Annotated in this window: 20 protein-coding genes; 16 read left to right on the top strand and 4 right to left on the bottom strand. The window is 35.4% G+C overall.

Annotation, left to right across the window (positions count from 1 at the left end):
* Positions 1-6: 6 nt before the first annotated feature.
* Positions 7-3,450, bottom strand: coding sequence for a zinc-dependent metalloprotease (locus FAF07_RS08960; RefSeq protein ID WP_185956548.1), 3,444 nt, complete (start codon positions 3,448-3,450; stop codon positions 7-9).
* A 79-nt stretch (positions 3,451-3,529) separates the two neighbouring features.
* Here FAF07_RS08960 and FAF07_RS08965 point away from each other — a divergent pair, with 79 nt between their 5' ends.
* From FAF07_RS08965 to FAF07_RS09005, 9 genes are all read left to right on the top strand, one after another.
* Complete coding sequence (locus tag FAF07_RS08965; RefSeq protein ID WP_142784785.1) at positions 3,530-4,465, top strand: bifunctional riboflavin kinase/FAD synthetase; 936 nt, start codon at positions 3,530-3,532, stop codon at positions 4,463-4,465.
* Positions 4,458-5,786: an HTTM domain-containing protein gene (locus FAF07_RS08970; protein WP_142784786.1), complete on the top strand. Its 1,329-nt coding sequence runs from the start codon at positions 4,458-4,460 to the stop codon at positions 5,784-5,786. The genes FAF07_RS08965 and FAF07_RS08970 overlap by 8 nt, the downstream gene beginning before the upstream one ends.
* A 127-nt stretch (positions 5,787-5,913) precedes the next feature.
* Positions 5,914-7,185 carry a serine--tRNA ligase gene (serS, locus tag FAF07_RS08975; protein WP_142784787.1) on the top strand — a complete coding sequence of 424 codons (1,272 nt, stop codon included), beginning with the start codon at positions 5,914-5,916 and terminating at the stop codon, positions 7,183-7,185.
* Between the two features lie 521 nt (positions 7,186-7,706).
* On the top strand, positions 7,707-9,482 hold the full coding sequence (locus FAF07_RS08980) for a tetratricopeptide repeat protein (RefSeq protein WP_142784788.1): 1,776 nt from the start codon (positions 7,707-7,709) through the stop codon (positions 9,480-9,482).
* 71 nt (positions 9,483-9,553) lie between these two features.
* Positions 9,554-9,877, top strand: coding sequence for a DUF4286 family protein (locus tag FAF07_RS08985; protein ID WP_142784789.1), 324 nt, complete (start codon positions 9,554-9,556; stop codon positions 9,875-9,877).
* Between the two features lie 71 nt (positions 9,878-9,948).
* The gene (gene rsmA, locus FAF07_RS08990; RefSeq protein ID WP_142784790.1) at positions 9,949-10,743 is read left to right on the top strand and encodes a 16S rRNA (adenine(1518)-N(6)/adenine(1519)-N(6))-dimethyltransferase RsmA; all 795 of its coding nucleotides are present in this window, start codon (positions 9,949-9,951) and stop codon (positions 10,741-10,743) included.
* 9 nt (positions 10,744-10,752) lie between these two features.
* A complete protein-coding gene (gene mgtE, locus FAF07_RS08995; RefSeq protein ID WP_142784791.1) occupies positions 10,753-12,135 on the top strand; it encodes a magnesium transporter in 1,383 nt (460 codons plus the stop codon).
* A 135-nt stretch (positions 12,136-12,270) separates the two neighbouring features.
* Positions 12,271-12,636 (top strand): cupin domain-containing protein, encoded by a 366-nt coding sequence (locus FAF07_RS09000; protein WP_142784792.1) that lies wholly within the window; start codon positions 12,271-12,273, stop codon positions 12,634-12,636.
* Positions 12,637-13,572 carry a 2-hydroxyacid dehydrogenase gene (locus FAF07_RS09005; protein ID WP_142784793.1) on the top strand — a complete coding sequence of 312 codons (936 nt, stop codon included), beginning with the start codon at positions 12,637-12,639 and terminating at the stop codon, positions 13,570-13,572.
* 275 nt (positions 13,573-13,847) lie between these two features.
* Here FAF07_RS09005 and FAF07_RS09010 read toward each other — a convergent pair whose 3' ends face one another.
* Complete coding sequence (locus tag FAF07_RS09010) at positions 13,848-15,074, bottom strand: serpin family protein (protein ID WP_185956549.1); 1,227 nt, start codon at positions 15,072-15,074, stop codon at positions 13,848-13,850.
* A gap of 110 nt (positions 15,075-15,184) precedes the next feature.
* Between FAF07_RS09010 and FAF07_RS19020 the strand changes: the two genes are divergently transcribed.
* The 7 genes from FAF07_RS19020 (at position 15,185) to FAF07_RS09045 (ending at position 18,981) form a co-directional block, all read left to right on the top strand.
* Complete coding sequence (locus tag FAF07_RS19020; protein WP_142784795.1) at positions 15,185-15,640, top strand: response regulator transcription factor; 456 nt, start codon at positions 15,185-15,187, stop codon at positions 15,638-15,640.
* A 63-nt stretch (positions 15,641-15,703) separates the two neighbouring features.
* A complete protein-coding gene (locus FAF07_RS09020; protein ID WP_142784796.1) occupies positions 15,704-16,075 on the top strand; it encodes a VOC family protein in 372 nt (123 codons plus the stop codon).
* A gap of 17 nt (positions 16,076-16,092) precedes the next feature.
* A complete protein-coding gene (locus tag FAF07_RS09025) occupies positions 16,093-16,599 on the top strand; it encodes a DUF4199 domain-containing protein (protein WP_142784797.1) in 507 nt (168 codons plus the stop codon).
* Between the two features lie 6 nt (positions 16,600-16,605).
* Positions 16,606-17,064, top strand: coding sequence for a DUF1801 domain-containing protein (locus FAF07_RS09030; protein WP_142784798.1), 459 nt, complete (start codon positions 16,606-16,608; stop codon positions 17,062-17,064).
* Positions 17,065-17,154: 90 nt separating this feature from the next.
* Complete coding sequence (locus tag FAF07_RS09035; RefSeq protein ID WP_142784799.1) at positions 17,155-17,541, top strand: VOC family protein; 387 nt, start codon at positions 17,155-17,157, stop codon at positions 17,539-17,541.
* Between the two features lie 148 nt (positions 17,542-17,689).
* Positions 17,690-18,499 (top strand): sulfite exporter TauE/SafE family protein, encoded by an 810-nt coding sequence (locus FAF07_RS09040; protein ID WP_142784800.1) that lies wholly within the window; start codon positions 17,690-17,692, stop codon positions 18,497-18,499.
* 65 nt (positions 18,500-18,564) lie between these two features.
* Positions 18,565-18,981 carry a TM2 domain-containing protein gene (locus tag FAF07_RS09045; protein ID WP_142784801.1) on the top strand — a complete coding sequence of 139 codons (417 nt, stop codon included), beginning with the start codon at positions 18,565-18,567 and terminating at the stop codon, positions 18,979-18,981.
* Positions 18,982-19,304: 323 nt separating this feature from the next.
* On the opposite strand, the gene FAF07_RS09050 is transcribed toward FAF07_RS09045, so the two are convergent.
* Entirely contained in the window at positions 19,305-20,351 is a 1,047-nt protein-coding gene (locus FAF07_RS09050) for a carboxypeptidase-like regulatory domain-containing protein (protein ID WP_185956550.1), read from the bottom strand.
* Positions 20,338-22,170 (bottom strand): GNAT family N-acyltransferase, encoded by a 1,833-nt coding sequence (locus tag FAF07_RS09055; RefSeq protein WP_142784803.1) that lies wholly within the window; start codon positions 22,168-22,170, stop codon positions 20,338-20,340. The genes FAF07_RS09050 and FAF07_RS09055 overlap by 14 nt, the downstream gene beginning before the upstream one ends.
* Positions 22,171-22,177: the final 7 nt, after the last annotated feature.

The following is a 22,177-nucleotide window of genomic DNA, read 5'->3' on the forward strand; positions in this document are numbered from 1 at the left end:
AGGGAATTATTTCACAACCATTTTTTTAATGGCAGATTTAGTACCGTCACTTATTTTTAATACATAAACCCCCGAACTTAAATTGTAAAAATCCACCTGTTCTTTTAAATCTCCTGTGCCATTTAGTTTTATATTACCTATAAAATGTCCTCTTATATCAAAAACTTCAAGGGTAATGGCTCTTGTAAGTGAGCCATTTAATTTAATAGTGAATTGTCCATTATTTGGATTCGGAAATACTAATAAGTTTTCAAATCCGTTTGCTTCAATAGATTTGGTTGGTAGTATATATAAACTATAATCTTCAACCTCAGCTTCCAATCCATTTTCAGTGGGTAAAAGTTCTTGGTTTTGAAAATCGCCATTATATTTTGTAGCAATTCTCATGGTTGTTTTTCCTAAAACAGCATCAATTGGGATGTAGATTGTAAATGGGGAGTTGCTAGATGGGTTATTGTTAACATTGGTTGCTTCTCCTAAATTGTATTCTTCACCTGGATCTGTGAAATTATTATTTTGATTCCAATCGATCCAAGCCTTTGTAGCTGTTGTAAAATCTCTTTCGGTACTAACATTTACTGTCAAATCATATTCTTCATCTCTACTAACCTCGGTAGGTATAGAGGTATAATTACTATATTCTGAAGGTTTTTCAGATACTTGATTAATAGTGTTGAACTTAACTAAAGTTATAGAAGTATCATAGCTTAAATTTGACGATAAAACTGTAAGGGCATAATCTTCAACTTCTCCGTCAAAACCGCTCTCGCATGAAATAGGAACACCTTCACCATCCCATTTTGTGGAAATACGCATCACTATATTATCTAAAACGGCGTCAGCAGGGATAGTTATCGATAGAGGGGAATTAGAGGTTGGTCCATTAGTTACGTTAGTGGCAAAACCTAAATCATAAAGTTCATCCACATTATCAAAGCTACAATTTTTGTTCCAATCTATCCAAGCCACGGTATTTGTTGTAAAGGCTCCAGCGGTATTAACATTCACGGTTAAATTATAAGAACTGTTTCTATTTACATCTGTTGAAGTTGATCTATAATCACTATATCCAGAGGGTTTTCCTGAAGCATTATTTATGGTGTTAAATTGTACAAGCGTTGTACTTGTTGCATAATCAGTGTTTCCTTCAGAATTACAGACTTGATTAAAAAATGGAAAATTTATAGTTTCATTTTTCACTCTTGACATTGCGGTTCCTGTGAGAACTAAAGGATAATCACCTTGAGCTACAGAACCCAAATCGCTAATGACTATGGTTACATTGCCCGAAGAATTTAAATTACTTGGTAAAAAAGTGACTGTTGAACTTCCTGGGTTTCCGCTTAAACTAAACACTGTATTTTCAGAAAAACCATTGGACGCAACATAATCAAAATTATAGGTTGCTGTGGTGCCTTGACATGAAATAGGATCTAATACTGCATCAACCATAAAAAAATCTGGATTTGGTGATATTGAAAAATCAAAATCGGAAACATCATAAAAAATATTGTCTGCTGCTTCTATTAATAGTCGTGCTTTTGACGTATTTGAAATGCTTGGAACAGTATACATAAAAGAACCATCATTAGGTGTATTATTTGCTATGGTAGTAGGAAACGTTATACCGCTATCGGTTGATAATCTAATGTTTACATTTTGACAATTAATAGTACCATTTGTAGTTTGTCCAACTTCCCATTCAATTGTTTGGGTAGAACCTTGAGGCCAACTTACTGGGTTAGATACTGTGAAGGGAGCCACGTTTTCAACGGTTATTCGCATCCGGTCATAGCTTGACTGCCCACCTGTTGGTAATATCGGTGTTCGATCTCTAACAGTTAATGCCCAATTTAAGTCCCTCGCAACTGATGATGCCGTTTCCCAATCACTACCCAAAGTAGGGTTTGTTTGCGTTATGCTGCCTTCTAATACACTACTAAAACGGGGAATATATCTGTCTGGAGAACTTGTTGGAGGCAACGATCTGTTTATTGATCCAGAAGATAAATTAGGACCAAAATTTAAATAGTCGGTTTTACCACTATCAATTTGCTCCCAACAGTAGGTGAGATTGTCACCACCATTGGCATCAGTGGCAAATCCTTTTAAAATATATGGTGTACTGGCAGGAATATTATAATTGCTTCCAGCATTAGCAATAGGTGGGTTGTTAGTAATAGCTTCGGTTGTTTGGCAATTTTTTGTACTTAAGTTATCTAGTATTTGTTTAATACTGTGGTAATGGAAATAATCATCGCTATTTAACGCTACATTGTTTGGGCTATTCAACTCAAGTCCAGCATAGGCCATGACTGTTGATCCGTTACCAGGTTCTGAATTAACACCGAATCCTTCAGATTCAAAAGCCCAAGTATGGTTGGCTCCCATTTGGTGTCCTATTTCGTGTGCTACAAAATTTAAATCGAAAGTATCCCCCTCAGGGACACCATCTGCAGGAGAGGTAAAGGCACTACCTTTAGAACCGTCAGTACACACACAACCAATACAACCCGCGTTGCCACCGCCTCCAGTGGCTCCAAATAAATGGCCAATATCGTACGCTGCCTCTCCAATAGCGGTAGTTAAAGTGCTTTGAATTTCATTGCTCCATGCCCCATCAACACCTGTGCTTGCTGGAGAATAAGGATCTGTCGAAGCATCGGTATAAATTATATCCAGCGCATCTACCAGTTCAAATCTAACAGCCATATCGGTTTCAAATATTTCATTAACTCTATTTAATGAGGCATTGATAGCAGACAAAGCACCCATAACCGTTCCGCCATGATATACTGTATATTCGCCTGTTACAGAAATAGCTATTCTAAATTTTTGAAGCGTTTGATCATTTGCGCCACCTTCATCAATTTTTGAAGATGTAGCATTTTTATTAAAATTGGAGTTTAGTTCGTTTTCAGTTAAACATTTAAAACTTTTGGTCGATATTTTTTCTTCTCTATTATATAGCACATAGTTGTTTCTCTCTTTAACTACGGGTTGCATAAAAACTGTGGGCCTATCACTGTACGTAATCATCGTCTGTAATCCTTGAGGCGACATACTCATACGTAGTCGTGCCCCAGAATTAGTGGCACTTATACCTATATAGGATTTAATCTCGGGAAATTTTGCGCTTAAACTCGGAGAAAAAACAGGTGTCTCATAGATTTTAAAAGATTCTATTTGCCCATTAAGACCTGGTACGTTAACAATAGGAGGGCTTTTTTCTGAAAGCTTATTTCTTAATGGCGCCTTGGAAAGCTCATTTTTAAATAATGCCGTATTTAATTCAAAAACATGTGCTTTTTTTGAATTAATATTTAATTTTTCAATGACTTTTGCGTCCTTCGTGCTATTGACTTCTTTCCATAAATTATTTTGCGAAATCGCTGAAGATGTCATTAAAACTATGGCTAGTAATAAAACATGATGTAATTTTGCTTTCATGGACATTTAGGGAAATTTTATTTACACTATTAAGACAAATCTAACTTTTTTTGGTGAAATTAGCAATTGAACGTTTTTTATGAGTGAAGTAAAAAATATTGAAACTTACAAAGCCTCGGATGCTACCGTGGTTACCATTGGTACTTTTGATGGTGTTCATGTGGGCCATCAAAAAATAATTAACCGTTTAATTGCTACTGGCAAGGAGCACAACCTGAAGTCGGTTATCCTTACTTTTTTTCCACACCCGAGAATGGTGCTTCAAAAAGATTCCAATATCAAATTGATAAATACCATTCAAGAACGTCGCGATATTTTGGATGATTTAGGATTGGATTATTTATTGGTCAAGGAATTTACCAAGGAATTTTCACGGCTCTCGGCAGAAGATTTTGTTAAAACAATTTTAGTAGATACCCTTCATGCTAAAAAAGTGATTATTGGGTACGACCATAGATTTGGAAGAAACAGAAACGCTAGTATTAAAGATTTAAAGCATTTTGGAACGCTCTATAATTTCGAAGTTGAAGAAATTTCAGCTAAGGACATTGATGCAGTTGCTGTAAGTTCTACAAAAATTAGAAGTGCTTTAAGCATTGGCGATATTTCTAAAGCAAACGCTTTCCTGGGGTATAATTTTATGCTTCATGGGGAGGTGGTTAAGGGCAAAGGTTTAGGGAGACAATTAGATTTCCCAACGGCGAATCTTAACATTAAAGAAGACTATAAATTGATCCCAAAACAAGGCTCCTATATTGTGAGGGCTACAATAGCCAATAAGCTTGTTTATGGAATGATGAATATTGGGGTTAATCCAACAGTACATGGAGAAAAGGAAACTATTGAAATCCATTTTTTTAATTTTAGTAGCGATATTTATGGACGGTTTATTAAAGTAGAACTGTTAGAACGTCTTCGCGATGAGCAAAAATTTGACCATGTGGACGATTTAAAATATCAATTGTTAAAAGATAAGGAAATAGCACTTAAATACATCGCGCTGCACCATGCTTAATAAATGGCTTTTTAAACATATAGACAATTCGGCTTTAATTGTATTTCGTATTATTTTTGGGCTGCTTTGCTTTTTAGAGTCGGTTGGCGCGATCTTTACGGGATGGATAAAACGCACCTTAATAATTCCAGAATTCACATTTTCATTTATAGGCTTCGAATGGTTGCAACCGTTGCCTGGAAACGGCATGTACATCTATTATGCTATAATGGGTGTTTTCGGTTTGATGATCATGGTAGGCTACAAATACCGATTGAGCATGATAGGTTTTACTGTCATGTGGTCGGCAACGTATTTAATGCAGAAATCATCCTATAACAACCACTATTATTTATTGATGCTATTAAGTAGTATTATGGTGGTTTTACCAGCAAATAAATACGCTTCAATAGATGTAAAACAAAATCCAAAATTAAGAAGTATTTCTATGCCACAATGGTGCCGATTAATTTTTGTGGTTCAATTGTTTATTGTTTATACATACGCATCGGTTGCCAAGTTTTATCCAGATTGGTTGGATACCACTGTTATGGAGATTCTGATGAAAAGCAAAGCTGATTATTATGTAGTGGGCGATGTGCTTCAACTAAAATGGGTGCATTATATTTTAGCCTATGGAGGCATATTATTTGACGGCTTGATAATTCCGGCACTGTTATATAAGCGCACGAGAAAATATGCTTTTATAATATCTATTTTCTTTCATCTCTTTAATTCCTTCATATTTCAAATCGGTATTTTTCCTTATTTGTCATTAGCATTTACATTGTTCTTTTTCGAACCAAGAACCATTCAAAAACTATTTTTAAAGAAGAAACCCTTTTACAACGCGGATGAAATCATCGTTCCAAGTTATAGAAACAGTCTTGTTCTGGGTTTTTCAATCTATTTTATTTTTCAAATGCTTTTGCCTTTGCGGCAGCATGTTATTAAAGGTAATGTGCTTTGGACCGAAGAAGGCCACCGATTGTCTTGGCGCATGATGCTGAGATCTAAAAGTGGAGTTGCCAATTACAGGCTTGAAAATAAAACAACTGGTGAGACGAGCTATGTTAAATTGGATGAGTATTTAACTAAAAAGCAAATACGCACCGCAAGTGTAAAACCAGACGCGATTTGGCAATTCTCACAATACCTTAGAAAGGAATTTGAGGCGCAAGGGCAGGAGATATCGGTCTATGTAGACTGCCAAGTAAAAGTAAACGGGAGGCCTTATAAAAAACTCATTGATTCAGAAGTGGATTTAGCTCATGCGAAATGGGAAATTTTTAAGCACAATACTTGGATTTTGCCTTACAATCAAGGCCCTGTTAAAAATTGATACTTCATAAATTCTACAGGAATATGTCTTCTAAGATTGCTGTTATATAAAAGGCGGTAATCAAAGTAAAAAATAGTGCTTGACTCTCTTTGTAATTCGCTAAATTTGTGGCTTAAATTTTCCACAAATGTTACAAGTACCATTTATTAGAGAACATAGAGATTTGGTTATAACGCGATTGGCAAAACGTAATATAGATGTTACTGAAACCATTGATGAGGTTATTGCCTTAGATGAAGAGCGCCGCCGTATACAGACAGCATTAGATAATACCTTGGCAGAATCTAATGCATTGTCAAAGGAAATTGGCATGATGTACAAAAGTGGGGAAGTACAAAAGGCGAATCTTTTAAAAGAAAAAACAAGTCAGTTGAAAGAAGCATCGAAAACGCTTAATGAAGCACTTAATGCAACATCGGAATCGTTGACAGAGATACTTTATAAAATCCCCAACGTGCCACACGAAAGTGTTCCAGCAGGCAACACAGAGGAGGATAACGAAGAGGTTTTTAGAGAAGGCGAGATTCCCAAATTATTTGATGGTGCCATTCCGCATTGGGAGCTTGCAAAGAAATATGATATCATCGACTTTGAGTTGGGCAACAAGATTACAGGAGCTGGTTTTCCGGTATATAAAGGCAAAGGTGCAAGATTACAACGCGCATTAATTGCCTACTTTTTAGATAAAAATACTGAAGCTGGGTATACCGAATATCAGTTACCACTTTTGGTAAATGAAGCATCAGGGTTTGGTACAGGACAATTGCCAGATAAGGAAGGTCAAATGTATCACGTTACTGAGGATAATTTATATTTAATTCCTACAGCTGAGGTTCCGGGGACTAATATTTTTAGAGATACCTTACTAAATGAAATCGAGTTACCCATTGGTATTACTGGCTACACGCCTTGTTTTAGAAGGGAAGCAGGTAGTTACGGAGCACACGTAAGAGGCTTGAATAGATTACACCAATTTGATAAAGTAGAAATACTTCGCGTGGAGCACCCAAGTAATTCTTATAAGGCTATAGATGGCATGGTCGCACACGTAAAGTCCATTTTACAAGACTTAAAATTACCTTATAGAATATTGAGATTATGTGGCGGGGATTTAGGGTTTACCGCTGCATTGACTTACGATTTTGAGGTGTTTTCTACGGCACAGGATAGGTGGTTAGAAATTTCTTCGGTTTCTAATTTTGAGACATTTCAAGCAAATCGCTTAAAATTACGTTTCAAGAATAGCGATGGTAAAAATGAGTTGGCGCATACGCTCAATGGCAGTTCATTAGCACTTCCTAGAGTGCTTGCAGGCATCTTAGAGAATTACCAGATCGCTGACGGAATTGTTATTCCAGAGGTTTTACAAGCCTATACAGGATTTAGTAAAATTGATTAAATATTGATAAAAATCTTACATAATATATCTAAATTTGAATTTTTATCCGATAAAGTGTAAATAAAAAACGTTGTTCAACGATTTTTATTAAAAATCTTTTGCATTTCGACATATATTATAGAAGTTAGCAGGACCAAAATCTACTTAACCTACTAACCATGAAAAATGTAAAACGCATTTTGATCTTAATTACTCTTATTTTTTGCGCTAGTAAAATCTTATTTTCAGATTTCGAAATTGTCAAACCTGAAAATAAGACCGCAGCAATTAGAAGTAAATAGGGATTTATTTAATTTTTTAAGACTGTCCCCAATCGAGTGATTTATCGTTTTTTATAGAACGGTGGTTAATAGAAAAACTATTTTGGTTGGTTAGTGCCCGAATTATATTCGGGCATTTTTTTATCAAAATATTTGCAATATCTGCAAACTCTAAGTGTTATATTTACCATATAAAGGCATATCAATTCGTCAAAACTAGATCGGTTTGTACCAAAGCATTTAACATATAGCAATTATTTCATGAAATTTTTAATTCTTTTTTGCACATTAATAGCGCTTCAGCTCGGGGCGCAGGAAGATGCTGTTGCTAAGGAATACTTCAAAAATGGAGATTATGAAAAGGCTTTATTAGAATATAAAAAACTTTACGCGAAGTCACAATCCAATATTATTTATATAAACCAAATTGTTAGTTCCCATCAGCAGTTAGAGCAATATGATGATTCAGAAACATTTCTAACCACCTTGTTAAAACGTGTCAACTATCCAGCTTTTCTTGTGGAATTGGGATATAATTTCCAACTTAAAAATGATTTAAAAAATGCTAATATATATTACCAACAAGCTTTAGAAAGTATTGATAATAATGTGAGTAATGTATTCTCAGTAGCTAAAAATTTTCAGAACCATTCCCTTTTAAATGAAGCCATTATTGCTTATGAAAAAGCCATGGTTATTAAACCAGACTTTAATTTCTATTTACAGCTTGCACAAATCTATGGCGAACAAGGACATGTAGAAAAAATGTTTAACAGCTATCTCAATTTTGCAGAATCCAATCCCATTGCCATTAATAACATCAAACGTGCTTTGAATGATTTTATAAGTGAAAATGCTGAAAGTGAGAGCAATGTAATGTTGAGGAAAATGTTGCTTAAAAAAAATCAAAAAAAACCAAACATCCTTTGGAATGAAATGTTGAGTTGGTTATTTATTCAACAAAAAGATTTTAATAAAGCATTTATTCAAGAGAAAGCTATTTTTAATAGACAACCAGAAAGTTTAAGCAGAATTGTAGAATTAGGAACCATGGCATCTCATGAAAATGACCTTGAGGTTTCCAAAACAATTTTCAATTTCATTATAGATACCGCACAGGATTCAGACACACTTTTAAAAGCACATTATGCTTTGTTACAATTAGAAATAAAGTCTAATACTAAAGACAATTACAAGGACATAGATACCAAGTATTTGAATCTATTTAAAGAGTTTGGTACATTTTCGCAGACTTTAAAACTGCAAATTGCCTATGCGCATTTCTTGGCCTTTTATATGAATGAAACAGAAAGGGCAAAAAACTTCTTAGAAAAGACCCTTATGCTTCCCTTAACAGAATTACAAAAAGCAGAGGTGAAGTTAGAACTGGGGGATATTTTGGTCTTGCAAGAAAACTTTAATCAAGCCCTTATTTACTACACCCAAATTCAACGGAATCTTAAAAACAGTAGTATTTCTCAAGAAGCGAGGTTTAAAGTTGCCAAAGCGAGTTATTATAAAGGCGATTTTAAATGGGCAGAATCTCAACTTAAAATTCTAAAAGCATCCACATCGCAACTTATAGCCAATGATGCGCTTTATTTAAAACTGCTTATATCAGATAACAAATACGAAGATTCTTTACAAACCGCATTAAAGTTATATGCCAAAGCAGATTTGTTGGCATTTCAGAATAAGAACGACGAAGCGATTTCCATATTAAATACAATTCTTGAAACCCATAAAACCGAGCCTATTGTAGCACAAGCCTTGTTTATGCAGGCGCAATTGTATGAAAATAAACAGCAATATCAAAAAGCACAACATAATTACGAATCTATAATTGCCAACTATAGAGAAGGTATTTTAGCCGATGATGCCTATTTTAAACTGGCCGAACTTTATACAAGCTATTTAAATGCACCAGAAAAAGCCAAAGATTTATATCAAGAAATTATTTTCAACTATGCCGATAGTATTTATTTTGTTGAAGCTAGAAAAAAATATAGGGCATTACGTGGCGATGCGATTAATTAGAAGGTTAGATTTTTAGATTAATTAGAGCATATTTCAATTAAACAAATCAACAAAAAACAAATCAATATTAAATGTACATATACAACGTTACCGTAAATATTGAAGAATCGATAAAAGACGACTGGTTAATTTGGATCAAGAAACATATTCCTCAGGTATTGGCAACTGGAAAATTTGACAAAGCCACACTTACAAAAGTTTTGGTAGAAGAAGATATGGGTGGCGTCACTTATTCCATTCAGTACAGGTCGTATTCTCGTGAAGCTCTGGATGCGTATTATAAAGAAGATGCCGATAAATTAAGAAATGAAGGCATGAAAAAATTCGCCGATAAAATGCTCGCCTTTAGAACAGAACTTCAAATTATCGATGAGTATACGGTGGACTTTAAATAGCCAATCCTAATTGTGCAGGTAACAATCTATATTTAATAGGTTACTTTTGTATTCAAAATATTCAAAATTCCGTGAGAAACAACGACAACCGGCATCACGTCAAAGCAAAAAAATATTTAGGGCAGCATTTTTTAAATGATGAAGGCATCGCGCAGAACATAGCCGATTCCCTAACCTTAAAAGGCTATGATACCGTTCTGGAAATTGGTCCAGGTATGGGTGTGCTCACTAAATACTTACTTAAAAAAGACATCACTACCTACGTCATCGAAATTGATACAGAATCGGTGGAATATCTACAAGCCAATTATTTAAATCTAGCCCCAAGAATAATAGAACAAGATGTTTTAAAATATGATCTAAACACTGTTTTCAAAGACGAACCGTTCGGTATTATTGGGAACTTTCCCTATAACATTTCAACTCAAATTGTTTTTAAAACCCTAGACATGCGAAACCAAATCCCAGAGTTTTCTGGGATGTTTCAAAAAGAAGTGGCGCAACGCATTTGTTCTAAAGAAGGTAGTAAGGTTTATGGGATTTTATCAGTTTTAGTCCAAGCCTTTTATGAAGCCGAATATTTATTTACCGTGCCACCAAGCGTTTTTAATCCGCCACCAAAAGTAGAATCAGGTGTTTTGAGGCTTACTCGAAAGGAAAATTACACCTTGCCATGTGATGAAAAACTATTTTTTAAGACCGTTAAAACAGCGTTTCAACAGCGTCGAAAAACGCTTCGAAACAGTTTAAAAACCTTCAATTTATCAGATAATTTAAAAGCAAATGTTATATTTGGCAAACGTCCAGAACAATTAAGTGTTCAAGAGTTTATTGAGCTTACAAAATTGATTGAAAAAGACGTGTAGAATAATAAAATGCCACGCCATTTGTTAGAAGAAAAAGAGAACATACAATTCAAGCTCAACGATGCACTTATTCAGCAAGTAGAACAACTTCTTGAGACTAACGATGATAAGGCACTTCATAAATTATTAGACGATTTTCACTACGCAGATATTGCTGAAATTCTAGACGAGTTAGATTTAGACCAAGCGGTTTATATCATTAAATTGCTCGACTCAGACACGACTTCAGACATTTTAATGGAGCTCGATGAAGATAATCGAGAAAAAGTATTAAGAAATCTTTCATCCAAAGAAATTGCAGAGGAAATTGAAGAATTAGATACCGATGATGCTGCCGATATTCTTGCTGAACTTTCAGATGAGCGTCAGGAAGAAGTCATTTCTAATATTATAGATGAAGAGCACAAAGCAGAAATCACAGAGCTTTTAGCGTATGATGAGGATTCCGCCGGAGGCCTTATGGCAAAAGAACTCGTAAAGGTTTATGAAACGTGGACGGTGGCTGGATGCTTACGCAGAATTAGAGGGCAGGCAAAGGATGTGACAAGGGTGCATTCAATTTATGTGGTAGATAAGCAAGAAAAACTTATTGGGCGTTTATCCTTAAAAGATCTTATTGTTGCCAAAAGTGAACAAAAAATTGCCGATATTTTCATTTCAAGTGTCGACTCCGTAAATGTGAGTGAAAATGTAGAAGAAGTGGCTAAAATCATGACAAAGTACGATTTGGAAGCCATCCCAGTGGTAGACGATAACCAAATTCTTTTAGGTCGCATCACCATTGATGATATCGTAGATGTTTTAAAAGAAGAAGCCGATAAAGATTACCAACTAGCAGCAGGTATTACACAGGATGTTGAGGCAGATGATAGTATTCTGGAGCTTACCAAAGCACGATTGCCATGGTTAGTGCTAGGGCTTTTTGGTGGTTTAGGTAGTGTTTTTATCATGAAAGACTATGAGCACATCATGGAAACCGTGCCCTCATTATTTTTTTACACACCGTTAATTGCCGCCATGGCAGGAAACGTCGGGGTGCAATCCAGCGCTATTATAGTTCAAGGTTTAGCCAACGACAATGTGAAAGGAAGTTTAATAAATAGGCTGCTAAAAGAGGTTGGATTAAGTTTAATAAACGGTTTTGCACTAGCACTACTGGTCATGTTGTTTGGCTTCGTTATCGGGCAAAATGTCACAGAGAGTTTGGCCATTGCCATATCCATGATGACGGTCATTGTGGTAGCCGCCTTAGTAGGTACCTTTGTGCCTATCATTTTAGATAAACGCGGGATTGATCCCGCCATTGCCACCGGTCCTTTTATAACAACAAGTAATGACATTCTGGGTATTTATTTATTTTTTGTCATTGCTGGCGCTATTATCGGGTTTTAAATATTTTGGGCGTTCCCCGTTTAATGAAATCTATTCATTAAACCGGTCGGGCTTTCCGCTACAATCTTTTTATTCGTGCCTCATAAAAAGGATTTCCACTACAATCCCTAACGCAAAACTTTGTAATTTTACAATATGCATGCTATAAATATTAAAGAGAAGTTTTCCAAATTCAACAAAAATTGGCACCCGCATCAAATCGCCATTGTGGATGGTATGCAAGTCATACTGGCTAAATTAAAAGGTGAGTTTGTTTGGCATACTCATGATGATGAGGATGAGCTTTTCCAAGTCATTAAAGGCACTTTGTATATGCAATTCGCAGATAGAACCGAGGTGGTTCATGAAGGTGAAATTATCGTAGTTCCCAAAGGTGTGGCACATAATCCATATACAAAAAATGACGAAGAAGTTCATGTTTTGCTATTCGAAAAATTGAGCACAGCACATACAGGGCAGATAAAACATGAGAAAACCCAAACCCACTATCCTAAAATTTAAATGAAAATTCTTCATCTAGATACCAACCACCCGTTATTAATAAAGCAGTTAAACAGTTTTGGTTTTACAAATCATGAAGACTATACTTCTTCAAAAGAAGCGATTGAGGCAAAAATTAAACCTTATGATGGCATCATTATCAGGAGCCGTTTTTCTATTGATAAACGGTTTTTAGATGCCGCAAAAAACCTAAAATTTATCGGCCGTGTTGGTGCTGGTTTAGAAAATATTGACTGTGACTATGCAGCAGAAAAAAACGTACAGCTCATTGCAGCACCAGAGGGCAACAGAAATGCCGTAGGCGAGCATACTCTGGGTATGTTGCTATCGTTATTTAATAAACTAAACAAAGCAGATGCTGAGGTTAGACAAGGCAAATGGCTAAGAGAAGATAATCGAGGCATAGAGCTTGATGGTAAAACGGTGGGACTTATTGGTTATGGCAATATGGGCAAAGCATTTGCGAAAAAATTACAAGGTTTCGATATTGAAGTGCTGTGTTATGATATTAAGGCGGGAGTTGGAGATGCCCGAGCGACACAAGTCAGTCTATCAGAATTTCAAGAAAAAGTGGATGTGGTAAGTCTGCACACTCCTGAGACTCCATTGACATTAAATATGGTTAATAGCCAATTTATTGATCAATTTAAAAAGCCATTTTGGTTTATAAATACGGCGCGGGGTAAAAGCGTAGTGACTTCAGATTTGGTTTTAGCCTTGCAATCCGGTAAAATTCTTGGTGCTGGCTTGGATGTTCTAGAATACGAAAAAGCATCCTTTGAAAACTTGTTTTCTTCAGAATTACCAGAAGCGTTTCAATATTTAATTCAATCAGAAAAAGTCTTATTAACACCTCATGTTGCAGGTTGGACCATTGAAAGCAAAGAAAAATTGGCACAAACCATAGTTGATAAGATTATAGCGAAATTTTGTTAATTATAAAACATTATTGTCTGATTAAAGAATCAAGACCGCTTTGCTGTTAGAACCAAGAACAAAGACTTGATTGTAACTAATTGATAAACAGTAACCTTTAAATTCATAACTTTCTAAAAAATAAATTTTTTCAGTAATCGCAAAAAGCAAGCCCCTCTTTTTTATAAGCCTTTAAAACCTTGTGTTCGCAAAGGTTTTCTTTAAATGAACTATTTTTAATCGGACAACAATGATTGTAAAATATGAAAACCCTTTAAATTGAACCCATGACAATTTTATTCCTCGTACTCTGGAATCGCCACTTTCCCCATAAAACAAATGGAGCCAGTTTCCTTTTCTGTTATAACAAATACAAAAGGTCTATCTAATAAAAACTGTTTAGGGCCGTTGGTAGAAGTAACTTCTATGCCTACCACTGTTACTGCAGCAGCTTCCGTACCTGTTTCATTGACATCTATAAACGTTTTTTGTAATACAAATGAAATTTGTGTACCCATATCGCTTAAGCCACTAAAATTTGCGCTTCCAGTGAAAGCGATGCCAAGACCTAAATTAGTTAGAGCGTCGTTAAATAGTTTCTCATAGGAAAATGTAAACTTGGGCATGGTCATTTTTAAGCCTTGGACATTATAGTTGCCTTGCCACGCTTTCCAGTTTTCATTGTTCATGGTTCCAATCATGTCATTGACAGCTTTATTGGTATGTGGTAGCATTAGTGTCATAGAATATTTATCGTTTTTATAGGGAATTTTAACTGAAGAAAATACCGCATTGGAAAAGTACTCTAAATCTTGTTCCATAGACATCATATCTACTTGCTTTACAGTGCCATCATCTAGTTGAAAAGGTAGCGACTTGGTGTCTTCTTGGTTAAAACGATACTTCCAATCACTTTTAAAATAAAGCGCATTAATGGCATACAGGACTGCATCTGGCGAAATTTCATTTAGAACTTTAGGAATCTTTCCATAAGTTTTATTGGAAACCCAATTATTTATGGTTTCCAAAGTTTCTGGATCATTAAAGTCCTTGTTTTGTATTTCGGCAAAATAATATGCTTTGTTGGTTTCAATAAAAGTTTCCTTTACGGGAAAGGTATTGTTGACCCATATCGAATTCGCGATTTCGAATATTGTTCCAGAAGATGTGTTAATAAGGTTATTTATGATGTTTTGGTTTATCAAGTTAGTTTCCTCCAAAGTGACATTGCCATAGTTAAATACATCCGAAAAAGCCTGTTGGGTTTCGCCTGCGGCACCATTATAAACCATACCCAGAGCTAGTGAGGCGCTTGCAGGGGAAATCATGAAATTATTTTCGGCTTCGGCTTCGGATATTTCCTTGAACAAGGAAAAAGCAAATTGATTATTTGCAGCAACAACTTCACGTCCTTTGGCAACTGAATCAAAGGATTTTAGTGGGGTTTCATCTACTGCGCTACAGGATGTACAAACAATAATACATGTTAGAATTAAAAAAGAAAAAATGTTGGCTAATTTCATGGTTAATGGTTTTGGCACTGTATAGTATAGATGCAAAAAATCTAAAAGGTTGCGTTTAATTATAAATAAAATAAAATCTAAAAACTGCATAATTTTGTTAATTTTAAGCCATGAAGAAAACGATCATTGTTTTTTCACTACTCATTTTGGCGCTTGTACTCCTGTTTCAAATCAGCACGTATTCCATTACTTCTGGAAATTTGAAAACGGAAATCACAGTAGCTATTGTGGCGCTGGTGTTTTTAATAATTGGAATTTATATCAATAAAAAAAGTCTTCATAAAAATACAGATGCTTCAAAAGAAATTGATCAACAAAAAATTAGTGAGTTAGATATTACTACTCGTGAATATGAAGTGCTTCAGGCTATTTCAGAAGGGCTTTCTAATAAAGAAATCGCTGATAAACTATTTTTATCAGAAAGCACAATAAAAACCCACGTGTCCAATCTGTTGATAAAACTAAATGCCAAACGCAGAACGCAAGCCCTTCAAATTGCCAAAAATTATCAAATTATCAAATTATTTATACTTTTAGACTGTTGCACATATGTTTTGGTACTTTAGTATGAGCGCTATATCACTCGTATTTGTAGCTTTGAATAGGATATTAATTTAAATTATAGGAATATGGAACTAGGAGCATTTTCAGTCAGTTTAAGCGTAAAAGACCTAAAAACGTCCAAAAGGTTTTATGAAAATCTTGGATTTAGCGTTTTTGCTGGCGATATGGAAAAGAATTATCTCATTATGAAAAATGGCAACGCCTTAGTTGGTCTTTTCCATGGCATGTTTGAGCAGAATATTTTAACCTTTAACCCAGGTTGGGATGAAAGTGCAAATGCCTTAGGTGATTTTACGGATGTTCGGGAAATTCAGAAACATGTAAAAAGTAAGGGTATTGCACTCGACAGGGAAGCCGACGAAACATCCACTGGTCCTGCAAGCATGGTTTTATTTGACCCAGATAATAATGTGATTCTTATTGATCAACACGTATAACCAAAAATAAAATTAAAATGAAAAACACAATTATTAAGTATGGTTTTTTTGGCTTATTAGCGGGATTGCTTGTTTTTGCAGCTGCTGTTTTTTTTGGTAAAGGTCTAAGTTATTCTACACAGGAAGTTATTGGTTACACGGCCATGGTAGCTGCTTTATCTTTTGTCTTTTTTGGAATAAAGCATTATAGAGATCAAGTAAATCATGGAAAAATATCATTAGGAAAAGCCTTAGTGATTGGTTTGCTCATCTCCGTATTAGTGGGTATTGGTGTTGGCATTACAGATTATATATATACCACCATGATTAATCCAGACTTTGTTTCCGAATATTTGGAGGCGAACTTAAGCATGATGGAAAACACCTTGCCACCAGAAGAGTTTCAGGTTAAAAAAGTGGAACTCACCAAACAAATGGAAGATTACGGAAGTTCGAGTTTTATGGCCCTTCTAATGTGGTTTACTGTAGTGCTCATTGGCTTTATTATCTCCCTGATTTCTGGATTAATCCTTCAAAAAAAATAATATTCTATGCAATCAAACGCCACAACACCCCAGCAGTATCTTGATGAATTGCCAGAAAACAGAAAAGAACCTGTAAAAAAGCTAAGACAGCAAATTTTAGATAATCTCCCAAAAGGGGTTGAGGAAGCCATGAGCTATGGGATGTTGGGCTATGTTATTCCGCATTCCGTATATCCCAATGGCTATCATTGCAATCCTAAATTACCCTTACCTTTTATGAATTTAGCCTCTCAAAAAAACTTTATCGCCGTTTATAGTATGACGCTCTATACTAAAAATGAACTCTTAAATTGGTTTACATCTGAATATACTACATGTTGTAAATACAAATTAGATATGGGCAAAAGTTGCATCCGTTTTAAAAAAATGGACGATATTCCATTTGGGCTTATAGGTGAATTAACGGCTAAGGTGAGCACGGAAGAATGGATAGAAATTTACGAATCTACAATTAAAAATAAGTAAATGAAACATGCATTACTAGATTTTCGACACATAGCGGAATGATTATATGGATGTTACATCTAACAGATAAAAAACAATGAATATAAACAGATGAAAAATAGAGTAACGGGCATTGGCGGAGTATTCTTTAAAAGCAACAACCCAAAAGCATCAAAAGCATGGTACAAAAAACATTTAGGGTTCAATACCGATGATTATGGCTGTACGTTTTGGTGGAAGGACAAAGACGGGAATGATTGTTCAACCCAATGGGCTCCATTTCCTAGAGATACTGAATATTACGAACCCTCGAAAAAAGAGTTCATGTTTAATTATCGGGTAGAAAATCTGCATGAACTATTAAAAGTTTTAAAAGACGAAGGGGTGACCATTATTGGTGATGTGGAAGAATACGAATACGGTAAGTTTGGTTGGATTTTAGACAACGACGGGAATAAAATTGAGCTTTGGGAACCTGTAGATGCCGCTTTTTTGTAGCTTTGGCAATTAGCGTTTTAACCAAAAATAATTGTATTATACCAATTATAATTTAAAATGGGCTTGAAAAAATTTGAATTATAGTGTGCCCAGATGAGATAGAAAATCTAAGCATGGCCTTAGCTACGGTTTTATTTTATATTGATATATGGGTGCAATAGAAACTAATTTTAAGCATATTTTATGTTGTAATTGGTGTTTTTTAGATATACTCCAATCTTATAATTTAACGGCAATACAATGGATGGCCATTGGGGTTGCCGTGTTTTTATTGGGCCTATCAAAATCAGGAATAAAAGGGATAGGCATTATTATTGTTGTGATACTTGCGTTTGTTTTTGGGGAAAAGGCGTCCACTGGAATTTTATTGCCCTTGTTAATTTGTGCTGATATTTTTGCAGTGATATATTATAACCGGCATGCACAATGGAACATAATTAAAAAACTGATGCCTTGGATGATTGTGGGGGTTTTAGTTGGTGTCTGGGTAGGGAATGATATTTCGGAAGCTGTTTTTAAAAAAATGATGGCGATCATCATTATCGTATCCGTAGGGATTATGTTTTATTCTGAAAACAGAAAATCCCAATCCGTACCTAAGAACACATTTTTTTCAATCTCTACAGGTTTTTTGGCGGGGTTTACGACCATGATTGGAAACCTAGCAGGGCCTATTTCTAATATCTATTTTTTGGCCATGCGCTTTCCAAAAAATGAATTTATTGGAACCGCCGCTTGGTTGTTTTTCATTATCAATGTGTTTAAACTACCATTTCACATCTTCGCTTGGAAAACGGTTACCAAGGAGACCTTGATTCTAAATAGCATTTTAATACCAGTCATTATAGTAGGTTTTTTTGTTGGTGTAGCGATCGTTAAGTTAGTCTCCAATATTAACTATAGGCGTTTTATTCTCATCGTAACCGCTTTTGGTGGAATTCTTATGTTGTTTGGATAACAGTCAAATTATCTATTGGATTTGATTTTTTTGTACCTTTAATGCTGAAATTAAAAATCATAACCATGTCTGATGATAAAAATTTAAGCGATGACCTAAATGATATGTTAGGCGATGCTAAGGAAGGTGCTAAAAAAGCAGGTGAAAAAGCCAAGGAATTTGCACACGAGGCCAAGGAAAGCGCAGCAGAGTTTGCAGAAAGTGCTCGAGATACTTTTGATAAATCCAAGGGCGAGAACAAAAAGGTTTTAGCTGGGGTTTTGGGGATTGTATTAGGCTATTTTGGCATTCATAAATTCGTTTTGGGCTATAATAAAGAAGGGATAATTTTGCTCGTATTAGGGCTGTTAGGTTTTGTAACCTGTGGCATTACATCTGGTATAGCATGGGTGATCGGATTTGTAGAGGGGATTATTTACCTAACTAAAACAGATGAGGAATTTTATACAACCTATCAAGTTGGCAATAAGCCCTGGTTTTAGGGGAAAAGCTTAATCCATGAAATTCCCTGAGGCTCTACGTTGGGTATAGCAAACAGATTCAAGACTTTTAGAATCAAGAGCCAAAACAAAAACACTCTAGTTTTTTGACTCTTGTAGCGAAGCGGTGTTATCTCTGGTTTCTCTATGGCTCTACCTCAAGGATAGTTGGTTTCAAGAAATTCTTTTATTAGATTTTTTACATCATAATTTTTACGATCCCTCAAAGTTAGTGGGCACCGATAAAGAAAAGCATGTCGCTTTTTTAAAAGCACGGGAGGAAATTAAACTATATTTTAAGGATTTTGTACAAAAACACATATAAATTATGGACTTTCGAGTTCGTAATCTAAGGGTAAAAGGGTTGCAATGCGTTTAACTCCAAAATCACCAGAAAACAAAACTGCTGTAGGCGGTGAATGAATTCCGAAGCCGTCAATTTTAAATTCGGAGGCACCGTCTTGTGGAATTAGAGCAGATTGCCTGTTTTGATCATATTGAACAACTAATTTCTTAAAGTTCATGTTCACTTTTGTAAACTCAGCGTTATCATTTTTAATCAATAAATAATCGTAAGGGTTCACCGGGAAAAAGAGTTCAGATTTTGCGACGGTATCATTAATAAAGCATCGAAACTTTTTAGATTCCAAATTTTTTCTTGTAAGCGCTCTCATAAATTGCAATGAGGAACCCAAATATTCGATTTCTCTAGCCTTCAAATGGCGTTTTCTTGGTTTGTCGTTAAGTTCTTTAAATGCTGTAGAACCAACCAGATAAACACTCTCAGTAAACCGTAGTCCAGAAGTGCCCCTGGCAAATTGCACTTCAAAATCTACCAAGAGGTATCTGAGCTCATATCCTAAATAGCGATTCTTTATTACGATTGGATTTTCACAATGTGCGATTAACCGATTATATGAAGGCTGATAAATCAATTTGATATCCGCTTCATTCAAAATTCTGCAATCTTTTGCAGAGACTTCCCTTCCTAAAAATTCCCTTCTAAAAATGTTTAATTTTTTCTTCCTTGACCAAGGATCGACTTCCAAAACAACTGCATCAAGACTTAATGCGCTTTCCCTCAGAAAGATGGTATTACGCTCCTTTAATTGTTCTTGATTAAAATAGCGCGTCTCGTAACCTAAGTAGCTAATTACTATCGCTGCTTGTGTTGGAATATCATTTGAAAGGGAAAATTCACCCAATTGATTGGTAACTGTGCCAATAGTTGTACCATCATAGTATACTGAAACACTTTCAAGAGGTTGTTTAGAATATTCTTCCAATATCGTCGAAGTAATCGCCTGTGAATTTCCCGAAAATGAGAAAAGGGCAAACAACATCAAAAAAAAACTGTGTTTAGGTATGTCCATTTCCATTAGAGAATTTACGCTCCAGTTCCTCTTGAAACTCTTCCATAACAGGACGTACGGTGCTTTCAGGTAAATCAGCAATTTTAATATACATTAGGCCGTCTACGGCATTATTAAATAAGGGGTCTACATTAAACGCAACCAATCTTGCATTCTGTTTTATGTACTTTTTCAGGAGTACCGGTAGGCGCAAAGCTCCAGGTTCTATCTCGTCAATAATTTTGTCAAACTTATTTAAATCGGCTTCGGTTTCATCAAAAACAAAATCTTTGTCGGCGTCTTTTAGTTTAACTTTAAATTCTTTTTTGGGATGCACATATTGCGCAATATACGGGTCGTAGTAATGCGATTTCATAAACTCAATCATCAACGATTTTGAGAAATTTGAAAACTGGTTACTAATACTTACACCTCCAATTAAAAATTTGTGTTCTGGGTAGCGCAATGTAATGTGAACGATACCTTTCCATAATAAAAATAACGGCATGGGTTTTTGCTGATACTCCTTAATTATAAAAGCGCGCCCCATTTCTATGGACTGGCTCATCATTTTATATAATTCGGGCTCAAACCTAAACAGATCTTGAAGGTAAAACCCATCAATCCCATAGCGTTCAAAAATTTTAGAACCCAGTCCCATTCTGTAGGCACCGACAATTAATTTACGCTCGTTATCCCATAAAAACAGATGGTGATAATAGGTGTCAAACGTATCCAGATCTATGGCTTCATTAGTACCCTCACCAACTTCTCTAAAGGTGATTTCGCGCAAGCGCCCGATCTCCCTAAGAATATTAGGGATTTTATCTGCGGGTGCTAAAAAGACTTCGTAATTTTTGCTTTCTAATAATCGCGAATCAAACTCACGCAGCGTCTCTATCTCCTTTAACATGACGGCCGTATTAATAGGCGTCACAATGCGTTTTGGTATTTTGGGTGTTTTTAATGTGGATGAAATATTATCTAAAATCTTAGATTTATTTTCATAGGCATTAGAAAGCATGTACGTTTTTCGTCTTAGAAATTCTGAAAACTCATCAATGGTCGCATGTTCTTTTTGGTCGGAAACTGAAATAGGTTTCCCTATTCTAACCTTAATGGTTCGTCGCTTTTGCGTTAATACTTCCGAAGGTAATTTAGCGGTTCTAAACGTATCGCTTAATTTTGAAAGTTTATAAAAAAGTTTGCTGTTTTTAGCGTGAAAGTAAATAGGTACTACAGGGACTTCGGCTTTTTTAATGAGTTTGATGGCGGCTTCTTCCCAAGGCTTATCGACCACTAATTTCCCATCTCTATACGTGGAAACTTCGCCCGCAGGAAAAATTCCAAGAGGATGCCCATCCCTTAAATGCAGAATAGAATTCTTGAAACCCGTAATGCTCGACTTCACATCTTTTCTATCCTCAAAAGGATTTACAGGCATGATATAAGGTTTCATGGGCTCAATACGATGCAGTAAAAAGTTGGCTATAATCTTAAAATCCTTACGCTGTTCAAGCATCAATTTCAACAATAAAATGCCATCAATGCCACCTAGTGGGTGATTGGAAATTGTAATATAAGCGCCTTCTTTTGGGAGCCGTTTTAAATCTTCATCTGGTATTTCGAACTTGATTTGAAAATCGTCTAATATTGCATCTAAAAAGTCCAGTTCACTAAGATGCTTATGCCGTTTATATACTTTATTAATTGTAGATATTTTTAGAACTTTCATAAGAATCCAACCTATAAAAGTGCCTATAAAACCATACTTTTCTAGCTGAATGGCTTTTGCGACTTCTTTAGCGGTTACCAGTCCTGTATCTTGTTGTTTGGTCATGGTTGTA

Origin of the sequence: Changchengzhania lutea, assembly GCF_006974145.1 — a bacterium.
Lineage (GTDB): Bacteria > Bacteroidota > Bacteroidia > Flavobacteriales > Flavobacteriaceae > Changchengzhania > Changchengzhania lutea.